Origin of the sequence: Paenarthrobacter sp. NPDC090522 (assembly GCF_044769225.1) — a bacterium.
GTDB lineage: Bacteria > Actinomycetota > Actinomycetes > Actinomycetales > Micrococcaceae > Arthrobacter.
The window spans coordinates 126,640-138,479 of sequence record NZ_JBIVXL010000008.1 but is presented as its reverse complement, the minus strand read 5'-3'; the positions used below and the strand labels follow the sequence as shown (position 1 = coordinate 138,479).

The window sequence follows — 11,840 nt, the reverse complement described above, 5'->3', positions numbered from 1 at the left end:
CTCCGGCTCGCCGTTCAACTCTAAACAGCGGCCGGCACGGCGCCTCACTCCCCTTCAGGGCTAGGGAGCCGCGTCCACGACGGAGGTTTTCACTGAGGTCCAGCCAGCGGCCGTGTTGGCGGGAATCCCGGACTCATCGACAAGGAACATCGTGCGCTCCCCAATCATTTGGCCGTTGGCCGGATCGATGATGATGTCTTCGCGGAACTTTCCACCGGCCCAGTAGACGCCCAAGGCGACTCCCTGCCTCCCATCGAGGGTCGCTTGTTTGTCCGCGACGACGACACCGGGAATTAGAGTTGCCGCCTTGTACAGTGCGGCTCGCAAGTCAGCCGGAATAACACCGGTCCGAAGTGCCGAAGCTATCGAGGTCAGAGCCTCGCTCTCCGGCGACGGGCCTTTGCCCTTGGTCCTGTCGTAAATCAGATCCAGAAGTTCTCGCGGGTCACGCGGGAAGGAACTAATGGCCTCGACGAGGGGTGTCCCAAGGATCTGTTCAGGACTGCCGCCGTAGAAGGCACCGGCCTGGCCGCGGATAATACCCTCAAGCTGAGGGCCGTCGGAGTTCGGATTGCTCGGCCGGACGGTTTGTCGTTGGGCTTCTGCCCGGGATTCTTCGTTGAAGAACGTCGTCGGAATCCGTGGTTCACGGTTCCAGACCCATTCGCCGGAAATGTCAGCGGGGATGTAGACCTGACCACCCGTGCTATCGAGCCACGAGACAGCTGTGCCGTCTTCTCTTGCGATAGTTGAGGCGTAGACAGCCTTTGTATCCACTTTCAGGTACTGTCCGGGCCCTACGACCGGGTCGGAGGCCTGAATGGTCGCCAGGGCCGCATTGTTCAGGACTTCGGCAGCTTCGGCCGTAGCTCCGGGTGTGGGCCTGACAACATCGGCCACGACAATTCCACCTACGAGCACGGCAGCGGCTGCTGACGCCAGCAGGACACGACGCCGGAAACGGACCTGCCTGACGTTGCTTTCTGCCAGGATTTCTCCCCGGGCCGACGTCGCGGGTGCCTGGCCGATTCTGGCCATGACTCTTTCCCTGCCACGGGCCAAGGTCGCCGGCGGTGCCGAGCCGATGTCGCTACGCATTTCGCGGAGCAGCTGCAAGTCGTCCATGGTCCTTCTCCGTTTCATCAAGTGTCAGGTTGAGCTGGGTTCGAAGTGCGCGGCGGGCACGGTTCAGGCGAGACCGCACAGTGCCAACGGGAACGTCCATCGCCAGGGCGATGCCCTCATAGGTCAGGTCAGCCCACGCGTATAGCAGCAGCGTTTCACGATCGATGGCAGCCATGCCCTTGAGGGTCTTGGCGATGCGCCCGGCGGCAACGGCGGCATCGACTTGGGCGGCTATCCGGTCCGTCTCGTCTGCCATTGCCTCCCGGGACGAAGCCCTCGCCGCGTGTCTCAGTACTGTCGCTTCGGCACGGCGGTGGCGTCGGAGCAGATTGGTGGTGATCCCGAACAGCCAGGGCCGGGCATCCTCCCGGGCGAGGTCGTAGCTTTCAACTTGTTCCCATGCGACCAGAAAGGTTTCGGATGTAACGTCGTCAGCGACGAAGTCGCCTACCCTTCTGGCTGCAAATCTATAAATGATGGACGCGTGTCTGTCGTACAACTCCCCGAAAGCTTCGGGGCTGTCCCGAGACCGCCTGATGATGTCGTTATCTGTGCTCACACTATGTATTGCCCGCTGGCCGCAAAAGGGTTCACGGAGAGGCCTTCCCGATGTCGAATCGATTACACCGAAGAGTACTTCGCCCAGGCCGCACCCGGCGAAGAAGTCCATATCGGACACTATGAGGCGTGCGGAGAGCCACCGGCTTACGGGCGCCGCTTCTACTGCTGAACGAGCGTGAGAGCAGAGTCGACTGTGGACTCAACCGCCTCGCGGTGTGCGTCGGTTGAGTGTTCAAGAAGTGACTGGATCGCTTGGACCAGTGCTACGAGCTCGGGCGTTTGTAGCGTTGTGAAGCGTCTCATGGAAGTGGCGAGTGATTCAGTGACGAGGACGCCTACCTGATCTCCGTAGGCACCCGAGTGAGACCCGTGCGTAGCCGCGTAGCTTCCTCCGATAGAGATGTCCCCCAAGAGCGCCAGCAAGGGTACGCGGATCGAGTCTGGGACATCACCAACGGCAACTGCTGCGATAAAGGGAACTGCAAAGGCGGTTGCTTCATAGACCGTGCCTTGGAGAGAGCGGGCTCCCTGCCAGGCTTTCGGCCAATGAGTGCGAGGCCTGGATGCGGGCGTTGTTTGGCAATTCATGGATGCCGCATGTCTACTCGTGCGACTGCGCCACGGGTCCGGCGAGCTCGAACGTGGTGTCCTACCGCGTGTACCTGGATGGCTTGCAACGGCCTTCGCCCAAGCCCCTGGAGGTTCTGGCCGAAGGGTGCCGGCCCTTGGCCTTATAGTGTCTCCTCCGGCTGGGTAAGAGCCTGCGGCCAGGGTTCCGGCTACCTGTCGATTGAGGCGGCCCCGTGCCCCCACGGCCGCCCGTTCCGGCTCAGTCGATCCGCTGGCGGCCCAAGCGGGCGTAGATGTCGGGTCGCTTGGTCCGCAGGAAAAAGGCATAGACGATGCCGCCGAAGAAAAGCGCGAATGTGAAGGTCATGAAGATCAGGGTCAGGACCGCCGATCCGCCGATGAGCTCCGGGTAGTTGGCAATGGCCAGGTAGGTGATGGCCCCAAGGAACAAAACGCTGATGATGGGTGCAACGATGGTTTTCCACACCGATTCCGGCGCAAACCCTCGGCGGCGGATGAAGTACACCAGGACGGCGAAGCTCGTGATGAACATCAGGAGCAGCACAGCGAAGGTTCCGCTGCCGCTGGCGATCGGATAGAGCACCTCGGGGGCAACGCCGAGGACCGTGAACAACACGATTGCGGCCGCCCAGACGAGGCCCACGGCCAATGCCGAGACGTACGGCGACTTGTGCTTCGGGTGGACGCGTCCCAGGAACCTGGGGAGGGCGCGGTCTGAAGCAAGGGCAAAACTGTACCTTGCGGCAATGTTCTGGATGGACAGCATGCACGCCAGGACTGACGTAATGAGCAGGATGACGGCGACGTCGGCAAAGATCCGTCCCACGAGGCCCACGAGCGCGTCATTGAAGAGGTTGACGGTGTTGCTGGAGGCCTCGGCCTGGATTCCGTCCGCACCAAAGAAGGCGATGAAAGCCCACGCTGCCACTGCATAGAAGATACCGATGCCCACGACGGCAAGATACGTGGCCCGGGAGATGGTCTTGTCCGGGTTCTTGACCTCGTCCCGGTAGATCACCGTTGCCTCGAAACCGAAGAAGTTGCCTACTGCGAAAAGGAGCGCCAGGCCCAGTGTTGCGTCGGTGATCGAAGGCAGCGCGAAGCCCACTCCCTGCACCGCTTCCAGTCCGTTGGCCGAGAAGGACGCCACATCGAACACGACAATGACGGCCACTTCGAGCAGCATGACTATAGTGAGCAGCTTGGCTGAAAGATCAATGCGGTTGTAGGCGAGCAGCGTGGTGACGGCCGTAATGGCCAGCGCGTACCAGTACCAGGGGATGTCGGGTCCTCCCAGGGTGTTGACCACGAAGCCCTGAAGCGTCACGCCAAAGAAGGTCGGCGCGAAGAAGCCAATGAAGATATAGCCGAAGAGGGCGAGGAAGGCGCCTCCAAGGCCGGCCGGCTTGCCCAGTCCCGCCGTGACGAAGGAGTAGAAGCCACCAGGACCCTGGACGCTTCGGCTCATCTTGACGAATCCCACGGAGAAGATCAGCAGCATGAGCGTGACCAGCAAATAAATGGCCGGCGCTGTCTGCCCACTGAACATCAGCAGGACTGGAAGGGTTCCCGCTACCGTGGCCAGGGGTGAGGAGAAGGCGAGCACGTTCATCACGAGCTCTCCGACTCCCATGTTGCCGCTGAGCCGGTTCTCCTGGGTCTGACGCGACACCTTTGGTGCGTCAAGGGTGGTGTTATTCATGTAATCCTCATCACTGAATATTGAGTTCCACATCACAGTAGCGACGGGGTAGGGAAGGGCTGTGTGCCATGTTGGGACAGCGCCATGTTGGGACAGCGCCGGCTACGTACCGGCGCGGCTTACGGCGCCGACGTCGAGCAAGGAACGGGACAGCGCCACCCCGTGGTCCGCCAGGCTTTCCAGCTGGGCAGCCGTGCCGTCCCAGGCGGACCAATGGGCAGCGCCGTCGAGCAGCGTAAAAATGGCCTGAATGGTTTGGTGGCCTACCGCCAACCCCATCTCCTCCGCCGCGGCCGCATACATCTGCTCGTGCAGGTTCTGCCAATAGACCAACTCATGACGCAGGCCTTCACCCAGGAAGCCCGCCACCCTGTCCGAGGCAACCAGCAGGTTCCAGAGCTCCGCCTCGGGCCTGCTTACCTGCTGGGCAACATGGAAGCGGACAAGGGCCGCCCAAGAGTCATCCGCGCAGGGAATATGCTGAACGGCTTCCAGAAGCTCGCGGGCGAATCCATGGGTAAACCAGAGAAGCGACTCGGCAACAATCTGGTCCTTGCCCTGCGGAAAACTGGAGTAGAGGCTCGGCGCCTTGAGTCCCAACTCGCGGCCGAGCGTGCGCATGCTCACCGAGTTGTAACCGTTCGTGGCGGCCAGCCGAAGGAAAGCCAGAAGAATCCGTTTCCGGGCGGGCGTCTGCGACGACCAGTCACGTTTCGACAGGAACTCCTGGACAGCAGCGTTCGCCTGCTCACGCGGAGATGGACTCATTTCATCCTCAAAGGGTGGTAACAGAATGAGTCTAACTAACAGTCGTTAGCTTGAGAAGACCTCAGCCACACCGAGTCGCCTCGCCCAATGAGGCAGTCGGCAAAACGCTTCCCTACCCGGCCCACTACGAGCTCGTCCGTGTATCCATCGCAGCTTGTGAGGGTGACGCCAAGGGCCGAGAGCGTGAGGGAACCCTGGGGCACTGTCTTGACGCGCCTCCCCGCATAGCCCATCTGGTGCCAGTCGCTCCCCCACGGCACTTCGATCAGGGCGGAGGCCGCAGGGGCCGAAAACCACCTGACCGTGTGCTTGGTCCGGCACAGGCGCCTGATCAACGTTCGCGGTGGCATGGCCAGAAGCAGGCACGCCGTCGCCAGGTCCGGCCCCGCCGAACCGCCGAAGTCGACGGGAATCACGAGGGTTGATGGCGGGTCATCCCCCGGCGCCGAGCCTGCCGGGGACGCGGCTGCCATCCCTCCGGATTCATGCCTGGCCATCTCTGCCTCCTGGAATGAAGAAGCGGCCGCAGCGCCTGAACACAGTGCCAGGGAACAAGCGCTACGGACCGCAGATTATGGGTGTCAGGAGCCAGGCGTCGGCCAGGGCGAGGCGTCGCTGGTATCGCGGCCTTCTGCCATGTCCTGAAGGAGGCGGTGAACAAGTTTCCCGGAGCGCTTCAGCTGAAGGTCGGTCCGTTCGCCGAGATCGGTTTCGTTGAAGTGTGCCGACGCCCGCAGCCACTCGACGTGCCGTCCGTGTGCGAGCTTCTTGTTCATCATCGAGATCAACTCTCAAAGTAGGTGGGGTTATTGGGTTACTTCCAGCATCCGTCCCGGGACCCTGGCCCAACCGTGTCAGTTTGGGACACGGTTGGGCCACCTTCTGGACACAGCCCGCGACGGCCGCAAGTCAGCCCAGGCTGATGCCCGCAGCGGCGATAAATACACCGCTCGCCGCAACCAGGAAGGCCGCCGCTCCCAGAGGAACCGCATGGACGCCGCGGAAGCTGGCGGTGGACCGGGCTTCACGGGACGACCCCGCGAAATGCCCGCCCGCCAAACGCAGTCCGGCCGCTGCGAGGATGAGGAAAATACCGAGGTACACCATTTAGTCCTCCGTCCACTTGGCGCTCAGCGGATCCAGGGCAATCGCCAGATGCTTGCTGGAGCGCTCGGGATCAATCTGCGAGACCTGCATGGCGCAGCTGAACCCATCGGTGAGCACCAGCCCGTCACCGCTCTCCAGCGCCGGCACCATGGAGTGTTCAGCCACCTTCATGGACATGTCGAAGTGCTCGGCCTCAAAACCGAAGTTTCCGGCCACTCCACAGCACGACGACGATTCCACGAGGTTCGGCACGCCCCATGCCTCCAGGACCCGTTTCTGGGCACCCGAACCAAACACGGCGTGCTCGTGGCAGTGGGTTTGCAGGACGGCGGTTTCGGGTGGAACGGCGGATGGCCTCCAGCCACGCTTGATCGCCTCGTCAACTGCCACGGAGAACGAGCGGACCCTGGCAGCCACCCGCGCGGCCGCCGCCCCGCCCACCATCTTGGGCCCCTCGTCGCGGATGGTTGCCGCGCAGCTCGGTTCCAGCACAACAATGTCCCGGTCCGTGCCGTCGTCGAGCCTGCTGATCAACCGGGCCAAGCGGCGCCGGGCACCGTCGCGCTGTCCGGTGGAGATCCACGTCAGCCCGCAGCAGGCGTCCGGCGTGCAGCCCACGGAGCTCCCCGAGTCGCGCAGCACCCGGGCGGCGGTCGGGACCACCTCGGGACGGAAGGCTCGGGTGAAACTGTCGATGAACAGGAGGACGTCCGCGTTGTCCGTGAACTGCGCTTCCCGTACCCGCCGCCGGATGCGGCCCGACGGCGCGAAGTCCGGCAGCCGCCGTCGTGCGCTGACGCCCAGCTTTTCACCCACCCAACGGAACGGACGGAAGCCGGTCCCCGCGTTGGCGAGGGGTGCGATGCGCGTCAACAGCGGCAGCCACCGCGGCAGCCACCCGATCGAATAATGCGTAAAGGGCCGGAACTTGCCGCGGTAGTGCTCATCCACCAGCTCCGACTTGGCTTCAGCGATGTCCACCCCCGTGGGACAGTCGGCCGAGCAGGCCTTGCAGGAAAGGCACAGATCCAGCGCTTCCCGCACCTCGGGGCTGGACCAGCCGCCGTGGCTGGTGCCTTTGGTGCGGGTCAGTTCCTGCAGGACACGGGCCCGGCCCCGCGTCGAGTCCTTCTCGTCCTTCGTGGCGCGGTAGCTGGGACACATGAAACCGCCGGTGGTCGCCCGGCAGCGGCCCACGCCGATGCACGCGTGGGTGTTGCCGACGAACGGGCTCACCACCGGGAGCAGGCTGCGGTTTTCGGAAGAAAGTACGACGGCGGCACCCGGCGCCGTGGAAGGCTCACCGTGCGCGGGCCCCGGCAGGGGCACGCCTTCGAGAGCCAGCGAGGCAGCGAAGGGCTCGGGGTCCACGATGATTCCCGGGTTCAGGATTCCGGCAGGATCCCAAAGGTGTTTGAACGCTTTGAAGATGCCCACCATCGCGGGCGAATACATCACGTCCAGCAGTTCGCTGCGTGCCCGGCCGTCCCCGTGTTCCCCGGAAAGCGAGCCGCCGTGAGCCACCACGAGGGCCGCTGCTTCGCGGGTGAAGTTCTCAAAGGACTCCCGGCCAGCATCGCTTCGGAGGTCGTAATCCAGGCGCATGTGGACGCAGCCCGCACCGAAGTGCCCGTACATGAAGGCCGTGTAGCCGTATTTCTCCACGAGTGGCAGCAGTTCCGCGAGGTAGTCCGCCAAGCGCTCGGGAGCGACCGCGGAGTCCTCCCAGCCGGGCCAGGTCTGGACTCCGTCGATCCTGCGCGAGGAAAGTCCTGCGCCATCTTCGCGGACCCGCCACAGTTTGGCCCGTTCTGCCGGCTCGGTAACGATCGCGTGGTCCACCACGCGGCCATCGGCTGTGAGTTTCTCCAGCAGCCGGTCGCACTCAGCCGCGGCTTCTTCGATGCTGTCCGCCGGGAACTCAACCATCAGGAACGCCTTGCCCTGCGGGAGGGAGTCCACACTGGCGGCACCCCGGCGGTGGCGCATGATGTCCACGATCGAGGCGTCCAGGCCCTCGATGGCGCTGGGCTTGGCAGCAAGGATGGTCATCACATCGCGGGCAGAGTCGATGGTGTTTGCATAGCCAAGGCACAGGAGCGCCGTGGTCCGGGGCTTCGGCACCAATCCCACTTTGGCCCGGACCACTAGGGCGCACGTGCCTTCGCTGCCCGCCAAGGCGGCCGCCACATCAAGGCCGTTCTCCGGCAGGAGGTGCCCCAGGTGGTAGCCGGAGACCTGCCGGGGAATGTTCCCCAGCTCAACCCGCAGCGGGGCCAGGTTGGCTTGGGCCAACTCCTTCAGGCCCGCCAGCAGTTCCGCGGCCTTGGCGACGGAGTGCTGGTCACCCGCGTCCACGGCCCGGAGGAAGTCGCGTCCCGCATGCAGGTGCGCTCCGTCCGCCGTCACGAGTTCCACTTCCTGCACGTGCTGGGTCATGCGTCCGTAGGCCACTGAGTGGTTTCCGCAGGCGTCGTTGCCGATGGAGCCGCCAATGGTGGCCCGGGTCATGGATGAAGGGTCCGGGGCAAAGGTCAACTCCCCGCCGCTCGCCTTCTCGACGTAGGAGCGCAGTTCGCCAAGGATGACGCCGGCGTCCGCCCAGACCGCCGCCTTGCCGCCGTCGAGCTCTCCCACTGAGGTAAGGCGGCGCGAAAGGTCGATCACCAAGGATTGGCCGATTGCGTTGCCTGCCATGGACGTTCCGCCGCCGCGTGCGGTGACCGGGACGCCAAGCGTGGAACAGGCGCGCAACACTTTCCTGACGTCCTTGATGCTTGCCGGAAAGGCGACGGCGGCTGGCCGGACACGGTAGTTGGAAGCATCGTAGGAGTATTCGGAGAGCCTTCGCGGAGAGTCATCCACCTCGATGCCCTGCGCGCGCAAGGCGGCAAGCAACTGCTCTGCTTTCGTGTCTCCATCGTCACCGTGGGGCATGTTCGCCGTCTCCAATTCGTAGTGGTCCGCTGGAAGTTTAGGCAGGACGGCACCCCGGCGGAGTGTGCCAAAACAGAACGGGCACAGCGGAGGGATCCGCTGTGCCCGTTCCTTGGTCCGGAAGTGGTTACTTCAGGAACTCGGACAGGTTGTCCTTGGTGATGAGCGTGAACGGCAGCGTGTAGCGGTTGTCCACGTTTCCACCGTTGAGGAAGTCGGTGACCACCTCAACGGCCTTGACGCCCTGGCCCGCAGAGTCCTGGCGGACGGTAGCGGACATGGTGCCACCCTTGATGTCCTGCAGCGCCGGCTCGGTGCCGTCGACGCCCACCACGGCCTTGAACTCGGCAGTGCGGCCCGCGTCGGCAATGGCGGAGGCGGCACCAATGGCCATCTCGTCATTGTTGGCAACAACCGCATCGATCTGGCCGGACGGGAAGCGCTGCAGGGTGTCCTCCATGTTGCGCTTGGCGTCATCGCGGCTGCCCTTGGCCTGGAATTCCGCCACGATCTTGAAGTTCTTGTTGATGGTCTTGTCGAAGCCGGACTTGCGGCGATCGGTCCACGAGGCGCCGTAGATGCCAGCTGCGAACACGAGGTTGCCGCCGTTGGGCATCAGCTTGTTGAGGTATTCGGCCTGCATCTGGCCGGCCACCGTGTCATCCACGCCGATGTAGCTCTTGTAGCCAACATCCGAGCCCTCGGCGAACTCGGTGGACAGGATGAACAGGGGGATGTTGGCCGCAATGACCCGCTTGGCCGCGTTCTGGCTGGCATCGCCATCCAAGGGCTGCATGATGACGGCGTCCACCTGCCGGGTGAGGAGGTCCTCAACCTGGTTCAGTTCGCTGCCAACATCCTTCTTGGAGTCGGTGATGTTGAGCTTGACGCCCTTTTCATCCGCGGTCTTCTTCATGGCGTCCGTCATGTGGGCCAGGTCCGGGTCCTGCAGGTCAAGGACCACAACGCCGATGTTGTAGGTCTTGGCCGCCCCGCCGCTGCTGGTCGCGTTACTGCTTCCCGCGCAGCCGGTGAGGGTCAGTGCCCCCGCTGCCATCATGGCGACCGCCGCGGCGATCTTACGTCGCATACCCATGGTTGTTCCTTTCAGTGGTTTTGTCTGTGCGTTGGGAGATTGTTGTTGCTGTTGGTGCTTTCCGCGGGTCAGTCGGACTTCCAGCGGTTCAGCAGGACGGCGAGAACCAGGATCACGCCCTGGACGCCTTGCTGGAAGTAGGAGGAAACGCCCATCAGGTTCATGCCGTTCATCACCACGCCCAGCAGGAGCACGCCGATGACGGTTCCGCGGATGGTGCCGACGCCACCAAAGAGGCTCGTTCCGCCAATCACGACGGCGGCAATCACCTGGAGTTCGTAACCGGTACCTGCCACCGGTGCGGCGCCGTCCAGACGGGCTGTGAGAACCAGGCCACCCAGGGCGGCTGTAACGCCACCGATGAGGTAGACCATGAAGAGCACCCGGCCTGTTGAGATGCCGACCTTCTTGGCAGATTCCTCATTGCCACCCACGGCGTAGACGTGCGAACCGAACTTGGTACGGCTCAGTACGAACTCGCAGATGATGGCAGCGACCAGGAAGATGATCACGGGAACCGGGATGGGGCCCAGGAAGCCGGATCCCAGCCATTCAGCCGGTCCGCTGAGGCCGGAGACAACCTGGCCATCGGTGATCACCAACGCCGCCGTGCGGGCTATGGCCATGGTGGCCAGCGTTGCCAGGAAGGGAAGGATGGCTCCCCAGACCACCATGGCTGCGCTGAGGAAACCGACCAGGAGGCCGACGCCAAGGCCGGCGACCAGCGGCAGCCAGAAGGCTCCGCCACTGGCGGGGGCCAGCAGGGCGAAGGTCATGCCGGCCAGGCCTACCACCGATCCCACGGACAGGTCGATTCCTGCCGTGATCATGATGAAGGTCATTCCCAACGCGATCAGCCCGATGATCGAGGACTGCCTGACCACGTTCACGATGTTGTTCAGCGTGAGGAAGTTCGGGGCCGCTGCGGCGAGGAAGACGAGGATCACCACGAACAGGATGATGATTCCGTAGTCCCCGATGAACCGCTTGACCTTGGTGGCGGTGAGGCCTTCCTTAAGGTCGGCGGGACCCAGCTTGGTCTTGAGGTTGTCCATGGTGATGCTCATGAGTCGCTCCCGTTGGTGGTACCGCGTGCGGAGAAGGCATCAACGGTTTCCATGGATGATGTGCTTCCGATCTTGCGGCGGTCCTCGGGAATGCCGCTGCCGTGGTCGACGTAGTCGTCCAAAGTGCCGTGGGAAATCAGGTGGGCCACTTGGGCCTCGGAGACCTCGCCCACGCGGAAGCGTCCCACTACCTGCCCTTGGCGCATGACGGCGAAGCGGTCCGCCACTGCGAAGGCTTCGTCGAGGCGGTGCGTAATGATGATGACCGCGATGCCCAGGTCCTTGAGTCGCTGGGTGACCTCGATGAGCTTGTCCACCTTGGCCACCGACAGGTTCGCGGTGGGCTCGTCCATGATGATCAAGCGGGCGTCGAAGGCCAGTGCGCGTCCGATCGCCACAGCCTGCCGCTGGCCGCCGGAAAGTCGCTTCACCTTGAGCCGCGGGTTGATGGGAATGTCCAGGCGCTCCAGCACGCGCTTGGTCTCGGATTCCATCTTCTTCCTGTCGATGATCCTCAGCAGCGGACCCAGGATGTTCTTCTGGGGCTCGCGGCCCAGGAAGATGTTGGTCCGGACATCCAGGTTGTCGGCCAGGGCGAAGTCCTGGTAGACCATCTCGACGCCCTGGTCCCGGGATGCCGATGGGGTGGGGAACGCGGTGGCCTTCCCGTCCAGCTCGATCGAGCCCCGATCGGGCTGGTAGACGCCCGTCAGAACTTTCATGAGCGTTGATTTGCCGGCGGCGTTGTCTCCAAGAAGAGCGAAGGTTTCGCCGGGCATGACATCGATGCTGACTCCGCGCAGAGCGGACACCGCCCCGAATGTCTTGTGTATGTCCTTTAGGGCGACCAGTGGAGTTGTCGCCGGTGGTGCGTCGGTCATCTCAT

At 63.5% G+C, this 11,840-nt stretch carries 11 protein-coding genes; all 11 read right to left on the bottom strand.

From position 1 onward, the window contains the following. Positions 1–60 precede the first annotated feature (60 nt). The 11 genes from ACIQT2_RS12330 to ACIQT2_RS12280 all read right to left on the bottom strand — a co-directional run bounded on the left by ACIQT2_RS12330 (position 61) and on the right by ACIQT2_RS12280 (position 11,766). On the bottom strand, positions 61–1,125 hold the full coding sequence (locus tag ACIQT2_RS12330) for a CU044_5270 family protein (RefSeq protein WP_402946710.1): 1,065 nt from the start codon (positions 1,123–1,125) through the stop codon (positions 61–63). Then, positions 1,091–1,684 carry an RNA polymerase sigma factor gene (locus ACIQT2_RS12325; RefSeq protein ID WP_402946708.1) on the bottom strand — a complete coding sequence of 198 codons (594 nt, stop codon included), beginning with the start codon at positions 1,682–1,684 and terminating at the stop codon, positions 1,091–1,093. The genes ACIQT2_RS12330 and ACIQT2_RS12325 overlap by 35 nt, the downstream gene beginning before the upstream one ends. Before the next feature lie 831 nt (positions 1,685–2,515). After that, positions 2,516–3,979, bottom strand: coding sequence for an APC family permease (locus ACIQT2_RS12320; protein ID WP_402946706.1), 1,464 nt, complete (start codon positions 3,977–3,979; stop codon positions 2,516–2,518). Between the two features lie 102 nt (positions 3,980–4,081). Beyond that, positions 4,082–4,747 carry a TetR/AcrR family transcriptional regulator gene (locus tag ACIQT2_RS12315; protein WP_402946704.1) on the bottom strand — a complete coding sequence of 222 codons (666 nt, stop codon included), beginning with the start codon at positions 4,745–4,747 and terminating at the stop codon, positions 4,082–4,084. A 35-nt stretch (positions 4,748–4,782) separates the two neighbouring features. Further along, positions 4,783–5,244 (bottom strand): hypothetical protein, encoded by a 462-nt coding sequence (locus ACIQT2_RS12310; RefSeq protein WP_402946702.1) that lies wholly within the window; start codon positions 5,242–5,244, stop codon positions 4,783–4,785. A gap of 84 nt (positions 5,245–5,328) precedes the next feature. Then, complete coding sequence (locus ACIQT2_RS12305) at positions 5,329–5,526, bottom strand: hypothetical protein (protein WP_144663148.1); 198 nt, start codon at positions 5,524–5,526, stop codon at positions 5,329–5,331. Between the two features lie 130 nt (positions 5,527–5,656). Next, positions 5,657–5,854 (bottom strand): hypothetical protein, encoded by a 198-nt coding sequence (locus ACIQT2_RS12300; protein WP_402946700.1) that lies wholly within the window; start codon positions 5,852–5,854, stop codon positions 5,657–5,659. Then, positions 5,855–8,791 (bottom strand): FAD-binding and (Fe-S)-binding domain-containing protein, encoded by a 2,937-nt coding sequence (locus ACIQT2_RS12295; RefSeq protein ID WP_402946698.1) that lies wholly within the window; start codon positions 8,789–8,791, stop codon positions 5,855–5,857. Between the two features lie 127 nt (positions 8,792–8,918). After that, the gene (locus tag ACIQT2_RS12290; protein ID WP_402946696.1) at positions 8,919–9,887 is read right to left on the bottom strand and encodes a sugar ABC transporter substrate-binding protein; all 969 of its coding nucleotides are present in this window, start codon (positions 9,885–9,887) and stop codon (positions 8,919–8,921) included. Positions 9,888–9,955: 68 nt separating this feature from the next. Continuing rightward, on the bottom strand, positions 9,956–10,954 hold the full coding sequence (locus ACIQT2_RS12285; protein WP_402946694.1) for an ABC transporter permease: 999 nt from the start codon (positions 10,952–10,954) through the stop codon (positions 9,956–9,958). Continuing rightward, the gene (locus ACIQT2_RS12280; protein WP_244266496.1) at positions 10,951–11,766 is read right to left on the bottom strand and encodes an ATP-binding cassette domain-containing protein; all 816 of its coding nucleotides are present in this window, start codon (positions 11,764–11,766) and stop codon (positions 10,951–10,953) included. The genes ACIQT2_RS12285 and ACIQT2_RS12280 overlap by 4 nt, the downstream gene beginning before the upstream one ends. Between the last annotated feature and the right edge of the window lie 74 nt (positions 11,767–11,840).

Bases quoted from the DNA above. Each gene is read 5' to 3' on its own strand.
- ACIQT2_RS12315 (WP_402946704.1), bottom strand. From the start codon at position 4,747: ATGAGTCCATCTCCGCGTGAGCAGGCGAACGCTGCTGTCCAGGAGTTC.
- ACIQT2_RS12305 (WP_144663148.1), bottom strand. From the start codon at position 5,526: ATGATGAACAAGAAGCTCGCACACGGACGGCACGTCGAGTGGCTGCGG.
- ACIQT2_RS12320 (WP_402946706.1), bottom strand. From the start codon at position 3,979: ATGAATAACACCACCCTTGACGCACCAAAGGTGTCGCGTCAGACCCAG.
- ACIQT2_RS12310 (WP_402946702.1), bottom strand. From the start codon at position 5,244: ATGGCCAGGCATGAATCCGGAGGGATGGCAGCCGCGTCCCCGGCAGGC.
- ACIQT2_RS12300 (WP_402946700.1), bottom strand. From the start codon at position 5,854: ATGGTGTACCTCGGTATTTTCCTCATCCTCGCAGCGGCCGGACTGCGT.
- ACIQT2_RS12295 (WP_402946698.1), bottom strand. From the start codon at position 8,791: ATGCCCCACGGTGACGATGGAGACACGAAAGCAGAGCAGTTGCTTGCC.
- ACIQT2_RS12330 (WP_402946710.1), bottom strand. From the start codon at position 1,125: ATGGACGACTTGCAGCTGCTCCGCGAAATGCGTAGCGACATCGGCTCG.
- ACIQT2_RS12285 (WP_402946694.1), bottom strand. From the start codon at position 10,954: ATGAGCATCACCATGGACAACCTCAAGACCAAGCTGGGTCCCGCCGAC.
- ACIQT2_RS12290 (WP_402946696.1), bottom strand. From the start codon at position 9,887: ATGGGTATGCGACGTAAGATCGCCGCGGCGGTCGCCATGATGGCAGCG.